The sequence below is a fragment of the Exiguobacterium sp. UBA1053 genome, assembly GCF_002316465.1.
GTDB lineage: Bacteria > Bacillota > Bacilli > Exiguobacteriales > Exiguobacteriaceae > Exiguobacterium_A > Exiguobacterium_A abrahamii.
In genome coordinates, this window is the sequence record NZ_DCDO01000013.1 from 855211 (window position 1) to 881752 (window position 26542).

The 26542-nt window shown below is 47.4% G+C and carries 26 protein-coding genes, 1 pseudogene and 1 riboswitch; of the genes and pseudogenes, 13 read left to right on the top strand and 14 right to left on the bottom strand.

All coding sequences use genetic code 11. The features are described 5' to 3' along the window. The first annotated feature begins 5 nt into the window (after positions 1-5). Positions 6-836 (top strand): IS3 family transposase, encoded by an 831-nt coding sequence (locus tag B3G15_RS16005; protein ID WP_414651121.1) that lies wholly within the window; start codon positions 6-8, stop codon positions 834-836. Positions 837-893: 57 nt separating this feature from the next. Here the strand turns inward: B3G15_RS16005 and B3G15_RS12055 are convergent, their stop codons facing one another. From B3G15_RS12055 to B3G15_RS12075, 5 genes are read right to left on the bottom strand one after another with little or no spacing between them, the layout of a single operon-like run. Further along, positions 894-1967 carry an ABC transporter substrate-binding protein gene (locus B3G15_RS12055; RefSeq protein ID WP_290721314.1) on the bottom strand — a complete coding sequence of 358 codons (1074 nt, stop codon included), beginning with the start codon at positions 1965-1967 and terminating at the stop codon, positions 894-896. A gap of 3 nt (positions 1968-1970) precedes the next feature. After that, positions 1971-2771: an ABC transporter permease gene (locus B3G15_RS12060; protein ID WP_290721317.1), complete on the bottom strand. Its 801-nt coding sequence runs from the start codon at positions 2769-2771 to the stop codon at positions 1971-1973. Continuing rightward, positions 2771-3580, bottom strand: coding sequence for an ABC transporter permease (locus B3G15_RS12065; RefSeq protein WP_029342588.1), 810 nt, complete (start codon positions 3578-3580; stop codon positions 2771-2773). The genes B3G15_RS12060 and B3G15_RS12065 overlap by 1 nt, the downstream gene beginning before the upstream one ends. Continuing rightward, positions 3577-4671, bottom strand: coding sequence for an ABC transporter ATP-binding protein (locus B3G15_RS12070; protein ID WP_023469351.1), 1095 nt, complete (start codon positions 4669-4671; stop codon positions 3577-3579). Before B3G15_RS12070 ends, B3G15_RS12065 begins: the two co-directional genes overlap by 4 nt. Before the next feature lie 13 nt (positions 4672-4684). Next, positions 4685-5230 carry a helix-turn-helix domain-containing protein gene (locus B3G15_RS12075; RefSeq protein ID WP_064299356.1) on the bottom strand — a complete coding sequence of 182 codons (546 nt, stop codon included), beginning with the start codon at positions 5228-5230 and terminating at the stop codon, positions 4685-4687. Positions 5231-5418: 188 nt separating this feature from the next. Here B3G15_RS12075 and B3G15_RS12080 point away from each other — a divergent pair, with 188 nt between their 5' ends. From B3G15_RS12080 to B3G15_RS12090, 3 genes are read left to right on the top strand one after another with little or no spacing between them, the layout of a single operon-like run. Continuing rightward, positions 5419-6264 carry a DegV family protein gene (locus B3G15_RS12080; protein WP_290721323.1) on the top strand — a complete coding sequence of 282 codons (846 nt, stop codon included), beginning with the start codon at positions 5419-5421 and terminating at the stop codon, positions 6262-6264. A gap of 59 nt (positions 6265-6323) precedes the next feature. Then, on the top strand, positions 6324-7055 hold the full coding sequence (locus B3G15_RS12085) for a hypothetical protein (RefSeq protein WP_050678116.1): 732 nt from the start codon (positions 6324-6326) through the stop codon (positions 7053-7055). Between the two features lie 51 nt (positions 7056-7106). After that, the gene (locus B3G15_RS12090; protein WP_290721326.1) at positions 7107-7454 is read left to right on the top strand and encodes an iron-sulfur cluster biosynthesis family protein; all 348 of its coding nucleotides are present in this window, start codon (positions 7107-7109) and stop codon (positions 7452-7454) included. 232 nt (positions 7455-7686) lie between these two features. Here the strand turns inward: B3G15_RS12090 and B3G15_RS12095 are convergent, their stop codons facing one another. The 3 genes from B3G15_RS12095 to B3G15_RS12105 all read right to left on the bottom strand — a co-directional run bounded on the left by B3G15_RS12095 (position 7687) and on the right by B3G15_RS12105 (position 11195). Beyond that, on the bottom strand, positions 7687-9729 hold the full coding sequence (locus B3G15_RS12095) for a bifunctional diguanylate cyclase/phosphodiesterase (RefSeq protein WP_290721329.1): 2043 nt from the start codon (positions 9727-9729) through the stop codon (positions 7687-7689). Between the two features lie 184 nt (positions 9730-9913). Next, positions 9914-10651, bottom strand: coding sequence for an anti-sigma factor (locus tag B3G15_RS12100; RefSeq protein ID WP_290721332.1), 738 nt, complete (start codon positions 10649-10651; stop codon positions 9914-9916). After that, a complete protein-coding gene (locus B3G15_RS12105; RefSeq protein WP_290721335.1) occupies positions 10632-11195 on the bottom strand; it encodes an RNA polymerase sigma factor in 564 nt (187 codons plus the stop codon). Before B3G15_RS12105 ends, B3G15_RS12100 begins: the two co-directional genes overlap by 20 nt. Before the next feature lie 226 nt (positions 11196-11421). Between B3G15_RS12105 and B3G15_RS12110 the strand changes: the two genes are divergently transcribed. The 3 genes from B3G15_RS12110 to B3G15_RS12120 all read left to right on the top strand — a co-directional run bounded on the left by B3G15_RS12110 (position 11422) and on the right by B3G15_RS12120 (position 13524). After that, positions 11422-11685: a metal-sensitive transcriptional regulator gene (locus tag B3G15_RS12110; protein ID WP_023469359.1), complete on the top strand. Its 264-nt coding sequence runs from the start codon at positions 11422-11424 to the stop codon at positions 11683-11685. Positions 11686-11853: 168 nt separating this feature from the next. Then, entirely contained in the window at positions 11854-12660 is an 807-nt protein-coding gene (locus B3G15_RS12115; RefSeq protein WP_214858296.1) for an SMP-30/gluconolactonase/LRE family protein, read from the top strand. A 126-nt stretch (positions 12661-12786) separates the two neighbouring features. Continuing rightward, complete coding sequence (locus B3G15_RS12120) at positions 12787-13524, top strand: MBL fold metallo-hydrolase (RefSeq protein WP_149427826.1); 738 nt, start codon at positions 12787-12789, stop codon at positions 13522-13524. A 264-nt stretch (positions 13525-13788) separates the two neighbouring features. Here B3G15_RS12120 and B3G15_RS12125 read toward each other — a convergent pair whose 3' ends face one another. Continuing rightward, positions 13789-15399 carry an alpha-glucosidase gene (locus B3G15_RS12125; RefSeq protein ID WP_290721342.1) on the bottom strand — a complete coding sequence of 537 codons (1611 nt, stop codon included), beginning with the start codon at positions 15397-15399 and terminating at the stop codon, positions 13789-13791. Positions 15400-15547: 148 nt separating this feature from the next. On the opposite strand from B3G15_RS12125, the gene B3G15_RS12130 reads away from it, so the two are divergent. The 4 genes from B3G15_RS12130 to B3G15_RS12145 all read left to right on the top strand — a co-directional run bounded on the left by B3G15_RS12130 (position 15548) and on the right by B3G15_RS12145 (position 19499). After that, positions 15548-16735: an aminotransferase class I/II-fold pyridoxal phosphate-dependent enzyme gene (locus tag B3G15_RS12130; protein WP_290721345.1), complete on the top strand. Its 1188-nt coding sequence runs from the start codon at positions 15548-15550 to the stop codon at positions 16733-16735. Positions 16736-16797: 62 nt separating this feature from the next. After that, positions 16798-16903, top strand: a riboswitch (SAM riboswitch). 84 nt (positions 16904-16987) lie between these two features. After that, the gene (locus B3G15_RS12135; RefSeq protein ID WP_050678124.1) at positions 16988-18001 is read left to right on the top strand and encodes a methionine ABC transporter ATP-binding protein; all 1014 of its coding nucleotides are present in this window, start codon (positions 16988-16990) and stop codon (positions 17999-18001) included. Continuing rightward, positions 17991-18656 carry a methionine ABC transporter permease gene (locus B3G15_RS12140; RefSeq protein WP_290721349.1) on the top strand — a complete coding sequence of 222 codons (666 nt, stop codon included), beginning with the start codon at positions 17991-17993 and terminating at the stop codon, positions 18654-18656. Before B3G15_RS12135 ends, B3G15_RS12140 begins: the two co-directional genes overlap by 11 nt. Positions 18657-18683: 27 nt before the next feature. Further along, on the top strand, positions 18684-19499 hold the full coding sequence (locus B3G15_RS12145) for a MetQ/NlpA family ABC transporter substrate-binding protein (RefSeq protein ID WP_029342601.1): 816 nt from the start codon (positions 18684-18686) through the stop codon (positions 19497-19499). A 59-nt stretch (positions 19500-19558) separates the two neighbouring features. Here B3G15_RS12145 and B3G15_RS12150 read toward each other — a convergent pair whose 3' ends face one another. Both B3G15_RS12150 and B3G15_RS12155 read right to left on the bottom strand, forming a co-directional pair. Then, positions 19559-20056 carry a GNAT family N-acetyltransferase gene (locus B3G15_RS12150; RefSeq protein ID WP_290721353.1) on the bottom strand — a complete coding sequence of 166 codons (498 nt, stop codon included), beginning with the start codon at positions 20054-20056 and terminating at the stop codon, positions 19559-19561. A gap of 87 nt (positions 20057-20143) precedes the next feature. Beyond that, positions 20144-21022 carry a CAP domain-containing protein gene (locus tag B3G15_RS12155; protein WP_290721355.1) on the bottom strand — a complete coding sequence of 293 codons (879 nt, stop codon included), beginning with the start codon at positions 21020-21022 and terminating at the stop codon, positions 20144-20146. 348 nt (positions 21023-21370) lie between these two features. Between B3G15_RS12155 and B3G15_RS12160 the strand changes: the two genes are divergently transcribed. Continuing rightward, positions 21371-21727 (top strand): hypothetical protein, encoded by a 357-nt coding sequence (locus tag B3G15_RS12160; protein WP_064299344.1) that lies wholly within the window; start codon positions 21371-21373, stop codon positions 21725-21727. 14 nt (positions 21728-21741) lie between these two features. On the opposite strand, the gene B3G15_RS12165 is transcribed toward B3G15_RS12160, so the two are convergent. Together B3G15_RS12165 and B3G15_RS12170 are read right to left on the bottom strand one after the other, a co-directional pair. Then, positions 21742-24489 (bottom strand): FN3 associated domain-containing protein, encoded by a 2748-nt coding sequence (locus B3G15_RS12165; protein ID WP_290721358.1) that lies wholly within the window; start codon positions 24487-24489, stop codon positions 21742-21744. Positions 24490-24618: 129 nt separating this feature from the next. Then, positions 24619-24798 carry a hypothetical protein gene (locus tag B3G15_RS12170; protein ID WP_035396111.1) on the bottom strand — a complete coding sequence of 60 codons (180 nt, stop codon included), beginning with the start codon at positions 24796-24798 and terminating at the stop codon, positions 24619-24621. A gap of 599 nt (positions 24799-25397) precedes the next feature. On the opposite strand from B3G15_RS12170, the pseudogene B3G15_RS12175 reads away from it, so the two are divergent. Further along, positions 25398-25556 (top strand): annotated as a pseudogene (locus B3G15_RS12175) (DUF255 domain-containing protein); the annotation flags it as partial. Between the two features lie 52 nt (positions 25557-25608). Here B3G15_RS12175 and B3G15_RS12180 read toward each other — a convergent pair. Further along, the gene (locus tag B3G15_RS12180) at positions 25609-26505 is read right to left on the bottom strand and encodes a hypothetical protein (protein WP_290721366.1); all 897 of its coding nucleotides are present in this window, start codon (positions 26503-26505) and stop codon (positions 25609-25611) included. Between the last annotated feature and the right edge of the window lie 37 nt (positions 26506-26542).

A 26542-nucleotide genomic window follows, 5' to 3' on the forward strand; every position in this document is an offset into this window, starting at 1 on the left:
ATGAGTTGCGGGCGGTCTATCCCGTCCCGGGACTCCTCCGCGTGCTCGAGATGGCTCGGAGTGTCTACTACTATTGGCGGACGCGCCTGACGGGCGAAGACAAGTACGCGGAGGTGAAGTCGGCCATCCATACCCTCTTCCACGAACACGAGGGACGATGTGGCTATCGTCGCATCCACGCACTTCTCGAACGCCAGGGCTTCCGGCACGATCCGAAGACCGTGCGCCGTCTCATGAACGAGCTCGGTCTTAAATGTCTCGTCCGCATGAAGCGATACCGTTCCTATAAAGGACGGGTCGGAGAGGTCGCACCGAATCTTCTCAAACGTGACTTCAAGGCCACCGGTCTGAACCAGAAATGGGTGACTGACGTCACTGAATTTCACCTGTTCGGGGAGAAGATCTACCTCTCGCCGATGATGGACTTGGGAAACCGTGAAATCATTGCCTATACCCTATCGGACCGCCCTACATATCGATTCGTTGGCGAAATGTTGGACCAGGCAATCGCGAAGCTCGACGGAGAGGCACGCCCAATCCTTCATTCCGATCAGGGGTGGCATTATCAATACAGAGCGTTCACTGGTACGCTCCACGAACATGGCATCACGCAAAGTATGTCCCGTAAGGGCAACTGTCTCGACAACGCAGCCATCGAAAGCTTCTTCGCCGTGCTCAAGTCAGAGCTCCTGTATCTCAAGGAGTTCGATGACATGGATCACTTCAAATATGAGCTTGGGCGTTACATCGAGTACTATAACCATCGTCGTATCAAGAGACAACTAAAAAACCTGAGCCCGGTGGAATACCGGACTCAGGTCCTCAAGGTCGCCTGACAAATTATTTATTGTCTAACTTTTTTGGTTCAGTTCAGCCTGACACTAGGTTCTTCCTCATTTCTTATGCATCTTAAACTCTAAGAACAACTCATTGTAATGCGCGAGCATCTTTTTTCCGAGGTTCTCATAGACTTCAAGCGTATCGGTAACTTGTTTATCAGGATAGAATCGCTCATCGGTCCGAACCGATTTGTCGAGCAATTTCAAGCCTTCTTTGTTTGGTGTCGAATAGCCGACGTAGTCCGCATTTTTCGCTGAAATATCAGGACGCAGCATGAAGTTGATGAACTTGTGTGCCCCCTCGACGTTTTTAGCCGTCTTTGGAATGACGATATTATCGAACCAGACGTTTGATCCTTCTTTTGGAATGACGTAGTCGAGATTTTCGTTTTCACTCATGATCTCGTTTGCATCACCCGACCAGACGACACCGAGCCCTGCTTCTTCGTTCGCAAGCAATAACTTGATCTCGTCCCCGACGATTGCCTTGACGTTTGGTGTCAGGCGCATCAAGTTCGCTTTTGCTTCCTGTAGTTTCGACTCGTCCGTTTCGTTCAGCGAATAACCGAGACTATTCAAGCTCATCCCCATGACTTCACGGGCACCGTCAGCGAGTAGAATCTGATTCTTTAGCTTCGGATCCCAGAGATCCTTCCAGCTCGTCGGTTTCTTCCCACCAATTAAGTCTTTATTGTAGACGATACCGACCGTTCCCCAGAAATACGGAATCGAGTACTTATTGTTCGGATCGAATGATAAATCTAAAAAGCGTGAATCGATGTTCTTGAGATTCGGAATTTTTTGATGATCAATCGGAACGACGAGCTTCTCATCGATCATCTTCGCAATCGCATAGTCGGACGGAACGGCGATATCGTATGTCGTTCCTCCCTGCTCGATTTTCGTCAGCATCGCTTCGTTCGAATCGAACGTTTGATAGACGACCTTGATACCGCTCTCTTTTTCAAACTGTTTGATCAGTGCAGGGTCGATATAATCGCCCCAGTTGTAGATGTTCAAGACATTTTTACCCGAATATCCCTGTGTCTCATTTAACTGATTCAAGGTGAACAGGATGACACCTGAAATCAAGAAAATCGCGGCGAACAATTGAATCAATTTTTTCAACGATCATTTCACCTCCGGTCGCGAAAGCTTCGTAGCAGCTCGTTGGTTCAAGAAGTAGTAGCCGATGACGAGTAAGAACGTAAACAAGAAAATGACAGTCGACAGGGCGTTGATCTTCATCGAAATCCCTTGACGGGCGAGTGAGTAGATCTCAACGGACAACGTTGTGAAGCCATTTCCTGTCACGAAGAACGTCACCGCAAAATCATCCAATGAGTACGTCAATGCCGTGAAGAATCCAGCAAAGATACCTGGTGTAATGTACGGCAAGATAACTTTCGTCAAAACATCCCAACGACTTGCGCCTAAGTCACGCGCTGCATCAACAAGTGTTGGGCTCATCTCCTGCAACTTCGGTAAGACGAGAATGACGACGATCGGTACCGAAAATGCGATGTGGGACAGTAAGACCGACGTAAAGCCGAGCTGGATGCCAAGTAGCGTGAAGAAAATCAAGAACGATGCCCCGATGATGACATCCGGACTGACGATCAAGATGCTATTTAGCGTCAACAACGACGTCTCGACCCGTTTCTTGCGGACGGCTTGAATCCCGATCGCTCCGAATACGCCAAGGATCGTCGAGATCGCAGCTGACAACAAGGCGATGACGAGTGTGTTTAAGACGATGATCAACAAGCGTGAATCTTGGAAGACTTCCTTGTACCAATCCCACGTGAACGAATCGAAATTCGTCATATTGTCAGCGCTATTGAACGAATAGAATGCCAAGTAGAGTATCGGAGCATACAAAATGATGAAGACTCCGATCAGATAAAGATTTGCTAGTTTCAGACGTTTCATCAAGTCGTCGCTCCTTTCTTCCGTTTCGTACTCGTCAAGGCAAGGATGATCGCCATTGCGATGATGAGGAAGACTGCGATCGTCGCTCCCATGCCCCAGTTTTGTGTCACGAGAAACTGCTGTTCAATCGCTGTACCGAGCGTGATGACGCGGTTTCCGGCAATCAGACGCGTAATCATGAACAGCGATAATGCCGGAATGAAGACGAGCTGACAGCCTGACTTCACACCATCGAGCGTCAACGGGAAGACGACACGCCGGAACGTCGTGAAGTTCGACGCCCCAAGATCACGTGCAGCGAAGACGAGTGACGGGCTCAGTTTTTCAATCGCGTTGAAGATCGGCAGGATCATGAACGGAATGAAGATGTACACCGAGACGAAGACGAAACTGAAATCGGTAAAGAGAATCTGTTGTCGTCCAATCCCGATCGCTTCAAGCGTTTGGTTCGCAAGACCATACGTACTGAACAACCCGATGAAGGCATAAGCTTTCAACAACAAGTTGATCCACGTCGGTAAGATGATCAAAAGTAGCCACAGCTGTTTATGCTTCGTTTTCGTCAACAAGTAAGCGGTCGGATAACCGATCAAGAGCGAAAACACCGTAATCAAAAACGCATACCAGAACGAGCTGAGTGTCATCGTCAAATACGTCGACGTAAAGAAGTTCTGGTAGTTCTCAAATGAGAAGTTGCCGTCCAAATCAAGGAATGAATAGTAGACGACGAGTACGATCGGTGCGATGACGAACAAAGCAATCCAGAATAGATACGGGATGAGATACCAGTTACGTGATTTTTGCATCATAACACCCCGTCGTAGGATTCCAGACGCTTATCGAATTCTTCTTCCGTCTCGTTCAGTCGCATGACGTGAATGGCTTCCGGATCAAATGTCAGTCCGATCTGCTCACCAACCGTCGCCTTTTTCGTACTGTGGACGAGCCATTCGTTACCGACTTCATCCATACAAGCAATCTCGTAGTGCACGCCACGGAAGAGTTGCGAATCGACGGTGACTTGTAGTTTCCCCTGTGTCACGTTCGTGATTTCAAGATCCTCGGGACGGATGACGATCTCGACCGGTTCGTTCAATTCAAGACCACGGTCGACACATTCGAATTCCTTCTCGGCGAACCAGACTCGGTAGTCTTCCACCATGCGCCCTGGAATGATGTTCGACTCACCGATGAAGTCAGCGACGAAGCGGTTGATCGGTTCATCATAGATATCCGTCGGTGTGCCCGATTGTTGAATAACACCGTGATTGAGGACGAAGATTTCATCTGACATCGCCAGTGCTTCTTCTTGGTCGTGCGTGACGAAGATGAACGTGATGCCAAGACGACGTTGCAAGTCGCGGAGCTCATACTGCATCTCTGTTCGCAATTTCAAGTCGAGCGCTGATAATGGCTCATCGAGCAAGATGACTTCCGGCTCATTGACGATTGCCCGGGCAATCGCGACACGTTGCCGCTGCCCACCTGACATCTCGGTGATTTCTCGTTTTTCATAACCGGACAAGTTGACGAACTTCAACGCATCCGTCACACGTTTTGCGATTTCTGCTTCTTTCACCTTCTTGATGCGAAGACCGAAGGCGATATTTTCGAAGACGTTCAAGTGCGGGAAGAGTGCATAGTCTTGGAAAACAGTATTGACTTGACGTTTGTTCGCCGGTACATCGTTGATCCGTTTTCCGTTGAAGATGATGTCCCCTTCTGTCGCTTCCGAAAAGCCGGCAATCAGTCGTAAGATCGTCGTTTTCCCACAACCCGATGGTCCGAGTAACGTATAGAACTTTCCGCGTTCGATTTCAAAGCTGACTTGGTCGAGGACGGTCTGATCGTCGTATCGTTTCGTGACGTCCTTGAATTGAATAATCGTAGTATCTGCCAATCTAGTTCCTCCTTTATAAGTATGAGTCAGTCGCGGTCACGAGGACCTTCGTCTCTTGTGTTGACTCATTGCGTAGTTGATGGATTTCTGAAGCCTTATAGTAAAGTGTCTCTCCTTGTTTTGCTACAAAAGACTGACGTCCGAGCGTCAATGTGACGTTTCCTGCGAGCACATAGACGAACGTCTCGGCACCCGATGGCTCATACGTCTTGAATGCTCCCCCTGGCGCGAGTGTCAATAGGACTGGTTCCATCTCTTTCTCGTTCGATTCCGGAATAAGCCATGTGACATGATACCCCTGTTCCTCATCGGCATACGTCGTGACATCCTCTTCACCGTAGATGACTTTTTGATTGAGTGTATCCTCATCAAAGAAATCCTTCGGTGAGATGCCGAGGACTTCGAGGAGATGAAACAGCGTCTCGATCGACGGTGAACTGAGTTCCCGTTCGAGTTGCGAGATGTACCCTTTACTCAGGTCTGTTCTTTCCCCTAGTTCCTCTTGCGTCAATCCCTTTTGAAGACGGAGGTTCTTGATTTTTTGACCGATTGAGTACAATCGACGTCCTCCTCTCAGCGGCTTAGTTTAGTATAAGATGACTAAAAGTTTACTAATCACGTACCGATTATAGCGTATTTCATTATTTAATCAACTAAAACGTTCAATATTTTTTTAATGTTCATTTGACAGCGAGAACGCTTACACCTACAATTAATATCAGGTACTAATTTAAGGAGGAACTTGTTATGCGGATCGCTTGGGTCACTGATAGTACAACGATTTTACCGGATACGATCGCTCAGCGCGATGATCTTTCGGTCGTCCCTTTACTTGTCATGAAGGATGGAGAAAGTTTCGTCGATGGTGTCGACGTTGATGCAGAGACCGTCTATAGCTGGATTGACTCAAAACACAAGGTAACGACGAGCCAACCTTCGATCGGGAGTTTCACTGAGCACTATGAACGGTTGAAAGAGGATTACGATGTCGGCTTCGCTGTTCACTTATCGAGTGAACTGAGCGGAACGTACAACGCTTCCGTTCAAGGGGCAGAGATTGCTGGCTTTCGTCTGATTGCGATTGATTCCCGTTGCGGTATCTACCCAGCTGGTCAACTTCTAGCAGAAGCGATCGAACTCGTCGAAGCCGGGCACTCGATCGAATCCGTCGAACAGATCATTCTCGAGCGTCGTTTCGACCATCACATTGAATTCACGGTCGCGAACCTCGATCAATTACAAGCGGGCGGACGCATCTCTTCGACGAAGGCATTCGTCGGTAACTTGTTGCAACTTCGCCCGTTGTTCCACTTCGAAGAAGGAAAAATCGTGCCTTACCAAACCGTCCGAACGTTTAAAAAAGCGCATTCAAAGATTTTTGATCATCTTGTCGCAATCATTGAACGGGGGCAGGTCACGGATATTTCACTATTCCACGCGACAGCGTATGAACTGGCACTCGAGTGGAAACAACGACTCGAATCGCAATACGATGTGCGTGTCCGCATCGATGACTTAACGCCGGTTCTCGGTTCGCATACAGGGAATCCAGCAATCGGTATGTCCTTTTTGAACCCGACACGCCGACCGTGATGACTAATGAAAATGATTTTTGGGTAAACCTTCTTTAGAGAATAAAGGAGGTTTTTTGTTTGAAAACTAATAAATGGATTTGGCTCAACTGGGTCGGCTTCATCTTCACGATTGCCGTGAACGCCCTCGATGGTGGAAAGACAGGACGAATTTCCGATTCGATCATCACATTGTTCAAACCGGCTGGGTATGCGTTTTCGATTTGGGGATTGATTTATACAATTTTACTCATCTGGTTGATTTTGCAATCGATTCCGAAATTCAAGGAACACGAACTGGCGAAGAAAATCGGACCGTGGTTCTTGATCAGCTGTCTGTTCAACGCTGGCTGGATCGTCTCCTTCACGTTTGAACTGTTCGTCGTTTCCGTCGTCGTCATCGTCGGTCTTTTGCTGTCATTGATCGTCATCTACTCAAAAATTGATCGTGAGACGAAAGGATTACGCTTCAAGCTACCGTTCTCGCTTTATCTCGGCTGGGTATCGGTCGCGACGATCGCTGACATCTTCCTGACGATCAACGCAGAAGGTGTGACATCTTGGCTTGGAATTGGAGATGCAGGCTGGACGATGATCATGCTCGTCGTCGGAGTCGTCGTCGCTCTTCTCTTCATGTTTGCGAACCGTGATCCGATTTATCCGCTCGTCTTCGTCTGGGCGTATATCGCGATCAATTTCGAGTCCGATAACGGTCTCGTCGATACGACGGTTCTCGGTAGCGTCGTCTTATTGTTAGCCGGTTATATCTTCCTTCTCGTCCGGATGCGCCGCCAAGTCAGCGTGAGCAAGTGACGTTCCTTTCTTGTTCAAACGGCGTATACTAAAGGAAAGGAGTGAATGACCATGAATATCACATTTACATCGTCTGCTCAGGAGCGGATCCGCCAATTACGCGGTGAAGTATCCGGTCAACTGCACCTCTATTACGATACAGAGGGTTGTGGTTGCGGAAACTCTGGTATTTTCAGTATTCGCATCGTCGATGAAGCGACACCGGAAGACATGACGATTGATTCAAACGTCGGTCCCGTTCTCGTCAAGCGGTGGTCGAGTCATTTCCTCGATCAAGAAATGACACTCGATTACAACGCGGAGAAAAAAGCGCTCATCCTAAAAAGTGATGGACAATACTTTAATACGAATGTGCTCGTGACGGATCAAACAGGCTGCGTCCTAACGGTTCGTTCATAAGCGAAAATGAAAAAGGCAACTTCCATCGTGGAAGTTGCCTTTGTTTGTGTTCGAACAGACAGGTGCTGCGTCGAAAGCTGAGTTGATCGAGTATAGTCGAATGTACTGGATGTCTGTCTGCATCGTGCACGAGCTGGTGAAAACCTCCAGCGCTTTGCGTCCCCCCAGACGTCGCATGCATCATCCTCGCATGCTTATCTAGTATACGAACGGAAGTCACGTTTGGATTGCCTTATCCGACATTTAGAACCGTTTCTTCGATCGTCCGCTGGTTTAGATCCTTCACGTGCATCGGCTTACTGTAATAGTAACCTTGACCATAATCGCAACCGAGACGCTTTAAGAAAAGATGCTGTTCGAGTGTCTCGACACCTTCCGCGACGACTTCGATTCCAAGACTCTTCGCAAGCTGAATGATCATTTCCGTGATCGCTGTTCCCCGTTCGTCATGTGGGACTTCATCGATGAACGACTTGTCGATCTTCAGGATATCAATCGGGAGATGCTTTAAGTGTGTCAGTGAAGATAGACCCGTTCCGAAGTCATCGAGTGCAATCGTCAGACTGAGTTGCTTCAGTTCACCGAGCATCATCATCGCTCGGTCGAGATTCTCCATGACGGATGTTTCTGTGATTTCGAGCTGTAGTTGTAACTCGCTTCCACTCTTTAAGGAATGGTGAACGATCTCTTTAATCATCACGTTATGTGACTCGGACCGGAAGTGCATCGCGGATAAGTTGACAGAGACTTGACGAATGAAATAATCTTCCTTCTTCCAAATCTCCATCTGTGCGACGGTCTCCTTCAACACCCACTCGGTCAAACGGTGAATTAAACTGTATTTTTCAGCAAGCGGGATGAACTCCGCCGGTGAGATGAAACCAAACTTCGGATGATTCCAGCGAATCAAGACTTCCGCCTGATCGACCTTTCCTGTAGCGAGTGCGATCTTCGGTTGGTAGACGAGAGCGAACTCCTTGAAATCCGTCATCGCCCGGCGTAAGGAACCGACGATCAATTGCTCCCTGCGATCGGAGTGTAGCGCATCATCGTACACGATGAATCGATCACGTCCCTCGTTCTTACCAGCACGTAGCGCACTTTCCATCTGACCGATTCGCATTTCAAGCGATTCCTTTGTGTTCGGTAAAATGACGCCCATCGTTGCCGTCAAATGAACCGGCTGATCCTCGAGCGCAATCGGTTGACGCACGTCCTCTAAAATCTGTTCGAAGACCTCTGTCATGTCTTCTTGTGAAACACGTTTGATGAGGAAGAACTGGGTGCCGTTATAGCGAATGCACGCTTCATCTTCCTTCAACGTCCCTAGCATCCGTTCTGCGAACTGCCGGATGACCGCATCGCCCTTATCAAAACCGAATGTGTCATTGACCCACTTGTATCCATCAAGATCAAGTAAAGCCATCGCCATCTCTTGTTTCGCTCGACCGTAATGGGCATCGACCTTCGTCATGTGATGGTCAAGCCATCTCCGATTATGCAGTCCGGTCAAATGGTCCGTATACGCCATCATTTGTAGAGCACGTCGTTCCAAGTGAATATAGAGCCCAGCAATCAAGATGACAATCAAGAAGACGGGGATCGCGACTTCGTTTAAGATATTCGACGTGATTGGAGCGTCGCCGATGATCTCGGCATTAGAAGCTGGGATACAAAACGATGTACCAAGCATTCCGACATAATGCATCGAAGAGATGGCAAACCCCATCACGACCGCGATGGGAATCAAGATCTGTTTCTGATCGACATGTCTTAAGCGATGGAGCAGTAGCAAAGCGATATAAGCGACGGTAACGGCAATCAGAACCGATAAGAGGAATAATCCTGTCTCATACCGAACGGTTCCACCGAACTGCATCGCCATCATTCCGAGATAATGCATCGTGGCGATTCCGCCCCCCATCAGTGCCCCCGCTAAAATCACCTTATTTCTCGTAATCGTCGACGAGTACAAGAGATGGAAGGCAATGAAAGCAGCTAAAATGGCAGGAATGACGGATAAGAACATTAAAAACCAATCATAGCGAATCGTAACCGACAGGGCGAATGCCCCCATCCCGACGAAATGCATTCCCCAGATTGATAATCCCATCGTCAATGATGAGAGGAACAAGGCACGCTTCTTCAAGGAAGTCGCCTTCGCTAGACGCCGATTTAACTCTAGTGAACCATATGATCCGATGATGGCAACGAGCACTGACACTACGACGAGTGTCACTTCATAATGTTTCGTTAAGATGATCCATTCATTCATTGTATGAGGCCTCTCCTTAATAGACTGTCATTCTCCTAACTATCGTCTGCTCGGTCTCATTTCTTCAGTAAAAATTAGAAATTCATTCGATTTCTTATCATTTCAACACGCTTTTGCTTACTCCATTCAGCACCTTGCACAAAAAAAGCGAATCCGTAAGATACGGATTCGCTAGAGCTATCGATTATAATGAGACCGATGCGACGATTTCGCCCGTCGGTTTTTCTAAATCCGGTTCTGGTTCGACCGTGATGGCGACCGCGTCCACCTTGCCGTCTCCTTTAAGTGGGAAGACAGCTGCTGCTTCTCCATCTTTTTCGATGACACCGTTCGCAGTAGGTGTTTCCCCTTCGATCGTCCATAACTGATAAAGTTGCCCTTCTTGAAGCGGCGGTAAATCTTTCAACTGAACCAGCATGTACGATTTATCGTTTTGTGTGAAAATCATGCTTGATCCTTTAATGGACTCGGTGCTTTCGAAGTTCCCCATCCCTTTGATCTCATCCATTGCTAACGTCTCTGGTGTATCCGTATTTTCTTCCTGCGAGAGGAAGTAGGCATTCGCACCAAGTGAGAGAATCAAGACGGCGGCGATACTCATCAACCAGCCGAGTGGGACACTCTTTTTCTTCGTTTGTTGCTGACGTGCTTGTTTGATGTCTACCGGAGTAGTCATCGGTGCTTCCTGAGGAGACGCCGTCTCTGCTGAACCAAGGACTTCTCCAAGAATCCGTGCTTTCATACCTGCAGGAACGGGTCTCTCCGGAAGCGATTCAGCGATGGGAAGCATGAGTTCTTCCATTTCTAAAAGCGCTTCGCGACATTCTTCACACGTCGCAAGATGCGCTTCGAACGCGTCGCGATCTGCTGCGGATAATGTTCCATTGAAATAATCGATTAAGTCATGACAACGTTCTTCCATCTCGTTCCCTCCCATCCATTCGTTTTCGTAATGCTTGAATCGCGCTCCTGATTCGCGTCTTGACCGTTCCAAGAGGTAAATCGAGTCGCTCTGAAATCTGTTGCTGCGTCATACCCTGGAAGTAAACGAGTTCAATCAGCTCTTGCTGCTCTGACTTCAGTTCACTGACCGCGTCGCGCACTTCAGCAGCCGTTTCCCGCTGCATGACCGTTCGCTCGACCGGCTCGTCGTATCCACCATCGCGCTCCTCGACTTCGATTGTCGGTTGTCGTTTTTCACGACGGAGACAATCCAGTGCCGCGTTACGTGTAATCGTTAAAATCCACGATGAAAACTTTCCTTTTTGTGTATCAAAATCAACACGACCATTCCAAATCTTCATCCACACTTCTTGTATGACCTCTTCGGACAACCGGTCATTATTCGTAAAGCGATGGGCGAATGAGAATAACAGCCGCTCGTACTTATCGTACAATGTCTCGAGGGCTTGCTCATCACCGCTACGCATCAGATGATAAAGCGATTCATCGGATTGAGTGTGCATCCTTCTCCTCCTTCTGACGTCAGCCTTATCATATAGTATACGCAAGCTGACACCAAATCGTTTTCTATTTTATTCATTTTCTAAGTAAAAATCTTCACCACATCCATATTCCCTAATTCTAATAAAAGTATAGCTTAAAATTCTGCTGAATTGACAGTTATACCGTAATGGGCATAGCATAAAGATACTACATGACGTCAGGTCAACGGGAATCGGAGGAATAAAAATGGATTATGATCGGAAAATGAAGAACCGTGTTAGTCGGATTGAGGGACAGCTACGGGGGATTTTACGGATGATGGAAGAAGGGCAAGATTGCCGCGATGTCATCACCCAGCTCTCCGCTGCCCGTTCTGCGATTGACCGGACGATCGGCGTCGTCGTCAGTTCGAATCTAATTGAGTGCGTCAAGGACGCAGAACAAAACGGCGACGGACAAACTGAAGAACTCGTCAAGGAAGCGGTCAACTTGCTCGTTAAGAGCCGCTGATATAACGCTCGTACGGATAGTCTGCTTTGATAGCAGGCTATTTTTTTAGACGTTTATTTAGTATACCAGCCGTTTGATCCAGGTTTGATTGCGCGCCAAAACAGGTATACTAAATTGTTATTATCTGGACTGCTCGTAAAAGGTGTCCACTTAGGAGGAAGAGTACTTATGACCGTTTCCCTATTCATTGATGTCGCATGTAAGACAGGCGAATCTCCTGTTTACGACGCAAAAACAAAGCGCTTTTATTTCGTTGATATTCCGAATCAACTTCTCTTTTCATATGACCTCGTCACAGAAGCACTTAAACCGTACACGTTACCAAGCGCCATCACATCGATTGCCTTGACCGATGCACCGGATTTATTACGTGTCACGGCTGAACACGGATTCGGGACGTTTGATCTCAAAGAAGGACACCTGTCTCTTGAGCATCAACTGTCGCTACCCGATTCCGACCGAATGAATGACGGAAAGCTTGATCCAACCGGTCAATATGTCGCCGGTAGCATTAATGAAGAAGACGGTAAGACCGCTGGATTGTTCCGTCTGCGTCACGATGGCTCCATTGATGTCTTACATGAAGACTTGACGAACTCCAATGGACTCGTCTGGTCAGAAGATGGCAAGACGCTCTATCACATCGATACACCGACGAAAAAAGTCTATGCCTTTGACTACGCTCCGGACGCACCACTTTCGAATAAGCGTGTCGCCGTTGATCTCGAAGAAGAAGAAGGGTTCCCGGATGGTATGACGAAGGACGCGGAAGGTCACGCTTGGATCGCGCATTATGCTGGATCATGCATCACCCGTTGGAATCTTACGAATGGTGAAAAACTCGCTCATGTCGACTTCCCGGTCGCAAATCCGACGTGCCCGATTTTCTATGAAGATCGATTGCTCGTCACGACGGCTGCAAACGGAGATGATGCGCCACACGCCGGTGCCGTCTTCGCTGTAACATTTGAATGATTCGTAGAGGAGGGATCATCTTTTTAGAGGTGATGCCTCTTTTTCCACACAATTCGTCTAGACGCCTATTCAAAAACAGACGATACTAAAGAAGAAGACTATTCATTTTTTGAAGGAGTGAAGCCGATGCGCGTCACGACAATCGAACGTTTACACCAACTGCAGACGACCCCATCCTTTTTCCCGGTCAACTGCTACCTGTTTGAAGAAGCAGACAGTTTAACATTGATTGATGCTGGACTCGGAATCAACGCAAAGGCGCTCTATCACTATATTCGAAAGCAAGAGAAACCACTCGGTGCAATCATCCTGACTCATGCGCACGCCGATCATGTCGGCTCACTGGATTTCCTTGCGAACGCCTTCCCTCTCGCTCAAGTCTGTATCAGTTACCGAGATGCTGCATTGCTCAGCGGGGATGAGACGCTACGAGAAGGCGAAACGACACCCTTAAAAGGGGGTATTCCGAAAAACATCAAAACACGACCGGATCGATTGCTCGAGAGTGGTCAACAAGTCGGAAGTCTCAGTGTCATCGCCTCACCCGGTCATACACCTGGTTCGATCTCGCTTTGGCATGAAGGAAGCCGGACGTTGATCGCTGGGGATGCTTTTCAGACACAAGGGGGACTTGCCGTCTCCGGTGATGTCCGTTGGCAATTCCCGTTCCCCGCACTCGCAACATGGGATCCGGACGTCGCCCTTCGTTCGGCTGATCAACTGACGGAACTATCTCCAGATATTCTTGCCGTCGGACACGGTCCCCTCATTCTTGGACCAAGTTACGAGATGCGCCAAGCTGTCGATCGATTCTCTCAGGTCTTACAGACGAAAAAATCATCTCCATTCAAATCACACACTTAAAACGGGACTATATCATAAGTCAGTCTTTCCAAAGATAAGGGTGGCAGAATGAAAATCTGCCACCCTTATCTCATAACAAAAAGAATGACGCGTCGCACGCCATTCCTACAGGAATAAGCGCATTTATGCGCTTCAGAGACAAACAAGCCCCGTTTTCCTGCTTGAATGAAGCAGGAAAACGGGGCTTGTGTCTCGCCTGAGGAAAGGGCGTGAAAAGACGCGTCATTCTTTTTTTGAGTTAACCCCATTTTTTCGTCCAGTGGTTCAATTCTGTTCTGCAACAGAATAACGATAGACGCGTGCTTCGTAGGGACGCAAGATATCCGGGCTATCCGGATAGTTTGATACGAACAATTTTTCATGCGGTAAAATGAGGGCGGTCTGCATCGGTTCATCATGTACGTTGAGGACAATCCGCCAGACCTCTCCCTCTAGTTCCCGTTCATAAATATAGAGATACGGATCATGGAGTGCTAAGTCTCGGTACGTGCCGTAAACCATGATCGGATGTTGCTTTCGCATCTGAATCAGCGACTTGTAAAAAGCAAGCACGGACGATGGATCAGCTTCTGCCTGCGCGACATTGATGTCCGTATAATTCGGGTTGACGGCTAACCATGGTTTCCCACTCGTAAAGCCAGCTGCATGTGTACCGTCCCACTGCATCGGTGTGCGGGAGTTATCACGGGCAAGTAACTGCATCGACGAGAGTACGACCTCTGGATCCTCTCCACCAGCGACGCGCTCCGCGTATCGATTTCGAAAGGCGACGTCTTGATAAAGCGACGGATCCGAGAAACGAATCCCCGTCATTCCGATTTCTTCTCCTTGATACACATATGGAATGCCGGGTAACGTATGCAACATCAAACCGAGTAGTTTTGCGCTCTCGACGCGATACCGTTCACTGCCGAAGCGGGTCACTTGTCGTGTATGATCATGGTTGTTGAGAAACTGTGAATTGACACCTAATGGGTATAAGACGTCGTACCAGCGTTTTTGAATCTCCTTGAATCGTAAGAGATCCATCGCCTCCATGTCATCCGCGATTTCGAAGTGAAACAGCGTCCGAAGTTCTTCTCGATCTTCACTGACGTATAACAGCCCGTCTTCCGGACCAACGAACGGAATCTCACCGACTGTGAATAACTCTTTCCCCGCAAGGACGTTCGCATGCATCTCCTGCAAGAAGTCATGCACGCCTGGCTGATTTCCAAGGTACGATAGATCAAACGGATTGGCGACATCCTCGAACGACCGTTTTTTGATCAAGTTGATGACATCCATCCGGAAGCCGTCGATCCCTTGAGCGATCCACCAGTTCATCATATCGTAGATCGCTTGCCTCACAGCTGGGTGCTCCCAGTTTAAGTCGGGCTGTTCTTTGGCGAAGGAATGAAAATAATACTGCCCGCGCTCTTCACTCCACGTCCATGGGCTTGGCGCAAAGTACGAGCGCCAGTTGTTCGGAGGCGTCTCTTTCGTGCCATCCTGCCAGATATACCAGTCATCCTTATCGTTAATCCGCTCTCGCGACTGACGGAACCAGTCATGCTGGTCACTCGTATGGTTCACGACTAAATCGAGAATGACCTTTAATCCACGGGCATGAGCGGCCGTGATCAACTCCTGGAGATCTCCCATCGTTCCCGCTTTTTCCATGATCTCGTAATAATCGGCAATATCATAGCCGTTATCGACGTCCGGGGAACGATAACACGGATTCAACCACACGACATCGACACCAAGTGAAGTGATGTAATCAAGCTTATCGATGACACCTCGCAAATCACCAATCCCATCCCCGTTCGAATCCTTAAAGCTACGCCAGTAGACTTGATAGACGACTGCCTCTTTCCAGTTAGCTCGCTTCATCTTCCCACTCCTCTCCCTACTCTTTATTCCCGCTCCACTTATCTGTACCTGTTTATCCGACAATTTTTTTGAATTTCGAAAAAGTTCTTTTCTTTTGACTGAATATTCGTTATCCTTGACGACAATACCACGAAGGAGGCATTCATCCATGAAACATTTCGCTCCATCCATCGCCATTGATCGGCTTCCTGCTCCTGTCTTCGCTGAACTCGCGAACCGAATCGGTGCTGTAAAAGCTGCCGGACACGATGTCATCACACTTGGTCAAGGAACGCCTGACCAGACGACGCCTGTACATATTCTCGATGCCTTAAAACAAGCCATCGACGAGCCAACGAACCTTCAATATCCACCGTTTCGTGGACATGATTTTCTAAAGCAAGCCGTCGCACGCTTTTATGCGACTGAATTCGGTGTCACAATCGATCCGGCAACGGAAGTCGCGATTCTCCTCGGTAGTAAAGCCGGTATCGTCGCCTTACCGCAGACAATCGTCAACCCTGGAGAAGGTGTCATCGTTCCGGATCCAGGATACCCGGATTACCTGTCTGGCGCAGCACTTGCTGGTGCATTCCCGATCACGCTTCCGTTGCTTGAGAAAAATAACTTCTTACCGGATTACGACTTACTTGATACGACGGACGTCGAGCGTGCCCGGATGTTGTTCCTCAACTACCCGAGTAATCCGACGGGTGCGACCGCGACGGCAGAAGCCTTCGAACAGACAGTCGCTTTCGCCGATGCCCATGATATCTGTGTCGTCCATGACTTAGCATACGGCGGCATCAGTTTCGATGGTCCGACGCGAAGCTTCCTGCAGACGGAAGGGGCAAAAGACGTCGGGATCGAGCTATTCTCACTCTCAAAACGCTTCAACATGTCCGGCTTCCGGATCGCCTTTGCGATTGGTAATCCGTCCGTCATCTCAAGCATCGAGACGTACCAAGAACATCTCTACGTCAGTGCCTTCACACCGATTCAACATGCTGCGACCGTCGCCCTCACGAGTGACCAAACGTGCGTCCGCGAGTTAAGTAACTTGTATGAAACGCGACGCGATGCGTTGTTCGCGAAACTCGATGCGATTGGTTGGAGTGGACCACGACCGGGCGGTTCCTTCTTCGTCTGGCTTCCTGTTCCAGAAGGTTACACGTCCCAAAGCTTCACCGATCACCTGCTTGACGAAGCACATGTCGCCGTGACCCCGGGATCATTCTTCGGCGAATACGGTGAAGGCTACGTCCGGATTAGCTTGATTGCTGACGTCGAACGTCTAGAAGAAGCCGTCGATCGAATCGGAACGCTCAACCTGTTCCGGACACCTGTTGCGGAATAATTCTGAAAAAACATTTGACAGATGGGAATCATTTCCGTTAAAGTAAATCCCAACAGCATAACTACTTATCGAGAGCGACCGAGGGATTAGGCCCAACGACGTCCGGCAACCACCTGTAAGGAACGGTGCCACATCCTACAGAATGATCTTCATTCTGAGAGATAAGTTACGAAATCTTACACTTTCGTCGCTTTTTTCTGGTTGCTCTGCTACTAGGAAAAAGCGACTTTTTTTGTATGAGGAGATGAGCGGATGATTGAATTCAAACACATTACAAAACGGTTCGTTCGAGACCGGACCCCGATTTTCGCATTACGGGATGTCGATTTGACGATCCAAAAAGGAGAAATCTTCGGAATCATCGGTGAGTCCGGTGCCGGTAAGAGTACATTGCTTCGCCTGATCAACGGGCTTGAGCATCCGACACAAGGAACCGTCAAGGTCGACGGTGTCTCGCTCGGCGGGATGTCAAAAGCAGATTTGCGTCAACTTCGCTTGCGGACAGGAATGATCTTTCAGCATTTCCAATTGATCCAGTCGCGCAACGTCGCGGATAACATCGCTTTTGCGCTCAAGGCTGCTGGAGTCAAACGAGCAGATTTCCCGGAGCGAATTCGCGAACTCGTCTCGCTCGTCGGACTTGAAGGATTTGAGACGAACTTCCCGAGCCAATTAAGCGGTGGGCAGAAACAGCGCGTCGGGATTGCCCGGGCACTCGCGAACGATCCGACCGTCTTGTTATGTGACGAAGCGACATCAGCTCTTGACCCCGTTACGACACTACAGATCCTTGAACTGCTGAAGGATTTGAATGAACGACTCGGACTGACGATCGTCCTCATCACGCATGAGATTGATGTCGTCAAACAGATTTGCCATCGCGTCGCGGTCATGTCGCAAGGTGAAGTCGTTGAAGTCGCCTCAACCTATGACCTGTTTAGTCAAGCCAAGCATCCAGTGACGCAACATTACGTCGATACGGCATTACAAATCGAATTGCCGGAACGCATCTTACAGGCAACTCCAGGCAAGATCATCCGCTTGCAGTTCACGGGCGAGAAGACCGGTGAGAGTACGTTATCAGAAGCAATCCGCCGTTACGATATCTCAGTCAGCATCTTGCACGGCAAGGTCGACTACATTCAAGACGTCGCCTTCGGTGTCCTGATTGTCAGCTTGACGGGATCATCCGACCAAATCGCTCCTGCCCTCGACTGGCTCGCGACGGAACTTCATGCACTCGAGGTGATTCAGGATGTGGCTTGATCGTATTCAAACGATGTTACCTGAGCTCTTGAAGGCACTCGGCGAGACGGCGTGGATGGTAGGAATTTCACTTGCCTTTGCACTGGTCGTCGGGATTCCGCTCGGGATTCTCTTGTTCGTCACCGACCGGGGATTATTTTTTCAAAACCTTGCCGTCCGCCGTGTCCTTGACTTCGTCGTCAACATCGTCCGGTCGCTACCGTTCATCATCTTGCTGGTTGCCCTCATTCCGTTAACGAAGTTCTTACTCGACAATACGATTGGTCCGACGGCAGCATCCGTCAGTCTCAGTGTCGCAGCGATTCCGTTTCTCGCGCGACTCGTTGAGACGTCACTGCGCGAAATTCCGCCTGGTCTAATCGAAGCAGCGGAAGCATGTGGGGCGAAACCATTACGGATCATCGTCAGTGTCCTCTTACCGGAAGCACTCCCTGGCATCATTCAGAGCATCACATTAACGACGATCAGCTTGATCGGCTTCTCAGCGATGGCTGGTATCGTCGGCGGTGGAGGTGTTGGTGACCTCGCGATCCGTTTCGGTTATTATCGCTACGATAATCTCATCATGATCGTGACGATCGTCGTGCTCATCGTCATCGTTCAAAGTATTCAAGCACTTGGCAATCAACTGGCGCGAAAAACAGATAAACGCTAATCATACATACAAAGGGAGAGTGGAATCATGAAAAAACGATATGCCTTTTTAGCAACAGCCTTACTCGGTGCAGGAGTCCTCGCGGGATGTGGAGACAGCAGTGCTGATGAAAAGGACAAGACGATCAAGATTGGTGCGACAAGCGGTCCGTATAGCGACATGGTCAAACAAGCGATCCAACCGCAACTCGAAAAGAAAGGCTATAAAGTCGAAATCGTCGAGTTCAGCGATTACATCCAACCGAACATCGCTCTCGGTAGCGGGAACATCGACGCCAACTTGTTCCAACACTCGATCTATCTCAAGACGTTCTCTAAAGAAAAGAACCTCGATTTAAAAGGACTCATCACGGTTCCGACAGCACCGATGGGACTATACAGTAAGACAGCGAAGACACTTGACGACGTCAAGACAGGTGCTGAAGTCGCGACGCCGAATGATCCGACGAACCAAGCACGGGCACTGAACTTACTTGCGGAACAAGGCTGGATTGAACTGAAGCCGGATGTCGATCCACTAACCGTTTCAGAGAAGGATATCGTCAAGAATCCGAAGAAACTCGTCATTAAACCACTCGAGGCGGCTCAATTGCCACGCGCCGTCGAAAGTGTCGACATTTCAGCCGTTCCAGGGAACTTCGCACTTGCTGCGAAATTCGACTTACTTGATGCGTTAGCGCTTGAGACGATGGACGAACAATACCGTAACCTCGTCGCTGTCCAAACGAAAGATGCGGACAAGCAAGTCGCAAAAGACTTAAAAGCAGCCGTCGAATCGGACGCTTTCAATACAGTCATCGAAAAATCATTCAAAGGCTTCAGTAAACCTGAATGGGCAAACTGATGTAAAAAACGACCGGAATTCAACGAGATCACCTCTCTTTGAATTCCGGTCGTTTTGTGTTAGAACCGATACCACATCAGTTCTTCATCATGATAGATATCATCGATTTTCAGCGCCCGCGGTTCAATCGCGTATGATTCAAAACCAAGTGATCGATACAACGCTTTAGCAGCTTCATTCGTCCGGACGACCGAGAGATGGACTTGCTCAATCACAGGATGCTGCTTTAATGTACGTAATGCCTCTTGTACGAGGCGCCGTCCGATTTGCTGTTTTCGGGCGTGTAGCGTGACGTACATCGCAAATAAATTCGCTCGATGTTTCACCTTAACCGGTTCTAAGTTGACAATCGTGACGACACCGACGAGTTCATTTTCATGAAACGCACCGAACGTCATCGACTGTTCGCTTTCAAGACGAGTTGCGTACCGTTCGATGGGTCGATCTTTTTCTGCTTCATAATCAGAGCCGAATGCCTCCGGATGGTTTCGTAAGGCTTCTAACCGCAATGCTTTGTAACGAGTTGCATCTTCTGCCGTCAATTGACGTATTTTCAACTGCTCCACCCCCTACCTGTAGTATAGAACGAACTAACTCGTAAAAAAGAGGACGACATCGAGCGATATCGTCCTCCATTCTTCTATTTAAGGTGTTCGGAAATTAATCGTGAAGTACGGTGCGTTGTCTCGGAATGCTACACCGACATCCGCCTGCTTGAAGCTCTTTTGAAGGATGTTATCGCGGTGTCCTTTCGAGTTCATCAAGCCCCAATGCGCCGCAAAGACATTCGGATAGCCCATCGAGAGATTCTCACCGGCTCCCATGAACTTGATACCGCCTTGTTTCATTCGATCGAACGGGTCACGCCCTTGTGGATCCGTATGCGAGAAGAAATTGTTCTTCGCCATGTTTTCGCTGTGACCACGTGTAACCGGCTTCAGTGCCGTGTACGGTGCTAATGGATTTAATTTATAGTCGGCTCGTTCCCAGTTCATCAACCGAAGCATCAGTTTCTCATCTGTCGTTCGTAACGCATTCGACGTCGTACCGTAGAAGCCTTTTTTCTTCGCTTCGACGTCTTTTGGAATCGCAAGCGTCGCTTTGACTTTATTGCCGTCATGTTGATCGAAGAAATATGTCACGTAATTGCCTTTCTTCTCATAGACGGCGGCATGATCCAGATTCAACATGTAGTTCGTATTGCCTTTACGATAGGACTTCACTGCGGTCCAACCTTTTTTCTTCAAGGAAGATTCCGTATCCTTATTCAAGACCGCGCCTTGCGTCGTCACCCCGTTCTTGAAACGATACTTCCCATAATCTTTTCCATCCTTCGTCAAGGCGACGAATTCCTCCGTTGATGTCCGTCTGACTTCCCAGTCGTATCCCGGATACTCACTGCTATATCGATCAATCAGCTTGCCGCCGCTTTTCGGGTAATCGGCTTCTGCTTGTTCCATTGGAATGTTTTCGTAGCCGAAAAAGGCTACTGCTGCTACTCCGATGATTAGCCATTTTTTCATGCCCTCGTTTCGCCTCCTTCTATTTCATTACCTTTATTTTAAAAGAAAATCATTCCTTCGAACAGTCATCGGCTCTCATTTGTCTAAATCACATCTTTCGTCCACAAATCCGACATATTCCATGAGAGCGCTACCATTTCAAAAAAGCTTTTGTTTAAACGATTCTTGAAAGTATTTAATACACATACTAAATGATTTTCCCCTTTTATTAAAATGTGTGAACATTCTTTTATTTCATTCTAAACGATTTTTGATTGCTCTCCGATTCTCGACTCGGTATCATTAGAATTCGTAAGCCAAACTTTCAATGCTTTTCCAAATAACATAATGATATGAAGGAGTTGACCTATGGTTTTACTGTATTTCATTTATGAATCCATTGCTTTTTTGCCGATTCAACAATACTTATTTTCCGGCTGGATGATTCTTGTCGCGTTGACCGTATCGTTTAGCTTGGCTAATGCACATGAAGATGTCCGACTCAATCAACGGCTCGGTTTCGAGTTACTTGTTCCTGGATCGGGTATGCTGCTCTCTAAGAAGTTCATTCCTGGTCTTGCTATCATCCTTTTTTTAATCTTGATCCACTTCACGTATATGTTCCGCGCCATCCCTCTACCGATTGCTTTAATTTCGACACTCTCGATCAGTACACTCTCACTTCTTTCGCTTTTTATACCAGCACGCAAAAAAGCGGACCGCTAAGTCCGCTTTTTAATTTATTGATATTTTGTTGTTTCAGTTAGTTTATATTTATTCGACAGTTCGAGCCAAATCGTTTTTCCTTTGATCGTTTTCACTTGAATGTATGGACGACCTTGCGAAACACGAAGTGCGAGCAATTCACCTTGTTGGTCGGCATGTGTTTCACTTGCTTTATCCCAGTTGCGTCCTAGTTTTCGTTCAATGAAGATATGTTTTCCTTTTTGGACAGCGCGCCAGATGCCGACTTCTGCTTTTCCTTTGACCGGTACGGCCGTCTCTGCACCTTGAATTGAGATGATCGCTGGGTCGTGATCACTCGCGCTACCGTCTGCTTCCATATACTCTGAGTTGATGTTAACGATATCCGACGACGTATACGACTTCAAGTTATTCGAGATTAAGATATGGTCGAGCACTTGAGCGTTTCCGTTATAGACATACGAGTACCGCTCTGATTCCGGCAGATCATCGACTGTGTTCCACAAGTTATCGCCTTTTAAGATATCAAGCGTCTTCGAGAACTGGAAGTCATTCAAGTCACCGAGTACGACAACGTTCGATCCTTTGACTTCCGTCTTCAATTCAGAGACGAAATCTTGGACGATGTTCGCGATCGCATGACGCTGGACTTCACTTTTACGTACGACCGGCTGGTTCTTACCGAAGTCAGCTCCGTCGCCACCTTTTGAGTTAAAGTGGTTGACGATGACATGATACGAATCACCGTTGAAGAGGAATTCCGCGACAAGCGGTTTCCGTGAACTCGCGAAGTTCGGATCCGTCGGCTGAATGCGACCCGGGTTTTTCGTCAGCTTGCCGTTCTCAACCGCAACAGCTTCCGTTGCGCCACCTTTTTCACCTGGTGCGAGTGATACACGTGCTGGATTGTAGAGGAATCCGACACGGATATTTCCGCCCGGCTGTCCACCATCCTTCTTGTCTTCTGGTGCGATGTCCGTATAGGCATAGCGGACACCTGTTTTCGCTTCGATTGCCGCGATCAATGTCTCGAATGATTTCGAAGCATCGACTGTGCCACTATCCGTTGCGCCATCATTATCCTGCATCTCTGTCAAACCGACGATGTCCGGTGTTTTCAAGAATGTTGCGATACCTTCTGAGACACGGTCGACTTTTCCAGCGTCTGCCGTTGAAGCGAAGTTCTCGACGTTGTACGAAGCGACAGTCAAACGAGATTTACCTGTTTCGATATTCGTTGGTTGACGATCCGCTTCGCGCGTGACGAGTTTCGGAAGGTCCGCTGCTTTTGCGAGTACTTTATAAGCCGAATAGTTGTAGCTCATGACACCTTCGATCGTTCCGTTGAATGTATCACCGGCTTTCGCGCGGTAAGACGAGCTACCCATCTCAACGAAGAGACGTTCTGGATTCACGTTGTCCTTCGTCAGGATCGGAGTTCCGCGTTTCGTGTAGACCTTATCTGCCGTCTGCGTCCGAACTGGAATCGTCCGGTTCGCTTGTGGACCTGTGACGATTGCGTTCGGTAAAGCGACACGCATACCTTCTAAGCTTTCGTATAAGTCAATCGCATCTTCTTCTGGATCAAACTGGGCGAACGAATCGTTGTCGACGACTTGAGTCGGAATCAAAACCCCTTCATCACCAAGAACGATGCTTGCTGGTAATCCTTCGTTGAGTGCACCCTTCACGAGATTGACCGTACTGATTTCCGTGACCGCTAAATCTGTATCGAACTTATCGCTGTAGCCACCAAGCAACCACTCTTTGACATATCCTGTCGTCGCGACTTTTTGTCCAATGGCAGCACCATGGTTTTTCGCGTAGACGAGAATCCCTTCCGACGTCCGGCTGTCGTTATCCGGATTCGGATCTTGCATGTAGAAGTTGTTCGCATCGACGACGTACGTGACGACACCTGTCGTCCGGACGAGTTGATCTGCGTACGGCGACGTATGCGCAACGCCTTGGATGTTGCTGATTTTCGTGATCGGTGGTGCGATATAGTACTTGAATGTCGAAACCGCTGACGTTTTACCGTCCTTGACGGCAACTGCTTGAATCGTCACTTCATCGTTGATCGTGATCGGTGACGTATACACCGGACTGTCGACAGTTGGTGTCGTGCCATCAACCGTGTAATGAATCGTTCCTTCACCTGACAATGTCACTTGATCTCCACGTTCAACTTCACCGACTGGAGAAGCTGTAGGTGCTGCAAGAACGTCGCCCGCTTCTGTCTGATGACTACCGAGATTCGTCAGTGTATCGACCGGGAAGCTCGTCCACTGTGATGGTTCGTATGTTTTAGCACCAGACGTGACGCCCGCATTCCGCACGAGTGTCGTATCTTTTGCAAAATCCGTTGATGAACCGAGTGGTCCGATGATATCAAGAACGACGTCGCCTTTTTTCAGTGCAATTGGATCATTCCCGTTGAAGTTTAATGATCCCGTCGTCAATTGTGCTTTTGCTTTGATGTCCGCATTCGCACTCGAATTCGCGATAACGAACGTTTTACCTGGATCCACTTTCCCCGATAGTGTGATTTTCGCTTCTGATGGTCCACCGTTCGTATATTGAACGAGTGTATAGTCTGCTAAATCAATGATTTGCCCCGATCCATTGTACAGCTCGATTGCCTTGTTATTGCTTGTTCCTTCTATGTATTCAGACAAGATGACGCCTTCGCCTTCTGCCCCGACAAGACCCGCTTGTGGAAGGATTCCTGCTGTTAACACTCCGGCCAATGCCCACTTTCCAAACGTACTGCCGTATTTCATGATGAGACCCCCTATTGAATTTTCTGACACTTCTTAATAATATCAGATTATATTCTCAATAGTGTATATTTTTCGTAAAAAAAGATACCATCCTTCGTAAATGAAAGAAATGGTATCGCTTACAATTTTTTATTGTTCGTCTTTGTGACTTTCGTACCATTTTTCAGCTTGCGATGTCGCGATCGGAATGGCGCGTCCCTCTTCATACCCGTCTTTTAATAACGCGTTCGCGATCTCGATTGCTTTCTTTCGAAGTGGCGGATCAAAGTTCTTGAATGACTCCGGATAGTCGTTCTCATTCCATGGCATGTCGTCACCCCCTTATTTCAGCATTACCCGAAAAAAGGCACAAAAAAAACGCCTCATCAGCGTGTCGTTGTTTTGGTTGTCATGAGAATCGAGGATTACAGGTGATCAAAACACCTGAAACGACGAAAGCCCTACCTCTCTTTCGTTGTTACGGCTCCTTGGCCGCGCCAGCTGAATCAAGCATTTTAGCAAGAATCGTGATGCGTCTGCAACGGACGCATGATACTGGGATTTTTAGAAATAGCTCGGGAATGAGCGGAAAAGTATCGATTGGAAGGTTTATCTTGCTGGGTCAACTTCTCCTCGTAGTATGAAGAAGGACAAAATAAAAGCGATGACTTATGTCTGACTCATTTGTCAGTAGCGGTCTAAAAATCCTGACCTGTCGATTTAATTGTATGATATGGATTGAAGATTCTCACATGAGTGATCATCCCCGATTCATGACTTATACCAATCTATCACACTTTCTTTTATAAAGTCAATCTTTCTTTTTAAAAATCGTTTTCTCCTGTCTTAGAATTGGAGTTGCACCTGCCGTAAAAGCCGAGTATCGTGAAGAGGACTCATTACTATAGAAGAAACGAGGGAAATCCATCATGTCGAATCGACTTATCCATGAAACGAGTCCCTACCTATTGCAACACGCTCATCAGCCTGTCGATTGGTACCCGTGGGGCGAAGACGCCTTCACTGCCGCTCGGGAAAGCGGCAAGCCGATCTTTTTATCGATTGGTTACTCGACGTGCCATTGGTGCCAATATTTTATTACATCCTAAAATTTCACCTCCTTATTTAAAATGTATTTTTTTAAATATCGATAGGTATAATCTTTCTTTCTTCATCTATTATTGACCAACCTCCGCTAGCATTAATTCCAATTAATTTCCCTTGGGAATTATAGCAAGCAATACATTCTCGTTGAAATTCAAATATTATCTTTTCTTCGTAACTTCCATCTTCAAAATTAGTTTTTCTAGTTTTATTAATTACTTCATCCTCATCATATACTATTGAATATTCTTCCAATGGATATGAAGTTTTGATGTTGAAAGCCCTTCCTGTTTCCATATCAATATCGGCATAGACTTTTTTTCCAGAAAGAGTTGTTTGCTTATAAGAAATCACATCACCGTTTATTTTGAATGTTTGAGATAGCCCGTTCTCGTGATTTATATTATATTTCTTTCTTTCTAAAATATTCATCGATTCATTTGTTCGTTCATCATATGCTGTCCATCCTACTTTTTCAGTCTCCGAACCTTCTTGTTGTTTTAAGAGTCTATCCATGCCTTTTTCTAGATATTCTAATGAGTTACTAGTATTTCTTTTAAAATTTTTATCATACATGATGTCAGCTAATTCAAAATCACTCTTACAATTCTTATAGAATAAAGTTAAAAACTCTTCTAAGTGTTCCTTCGAAATTTCGGAATTATCGTTGAATCCTCTTCTATCTATTTCATTAATCAAATCAATCTCTTCACCATAAAACATTGATTTTAAAATTAAAGAGACATTATTTTCGTTAGCTAGAAAACTATCATGATCGTAACCATATTGATTATGCTTTCTAAAAAATTCCTCAGTTGTCTTATCTAAATAATGTTCTAGTTTTCCAGAAATGATTGATGCATTTTCATCTTTAAACAATTTATCGTATCCAGCACTAGAAGCAATAGAAAGAAGAACTTCACTAATAATCATATATTTTAACCTCTTATCTTTTTATAGTATTTAGTTT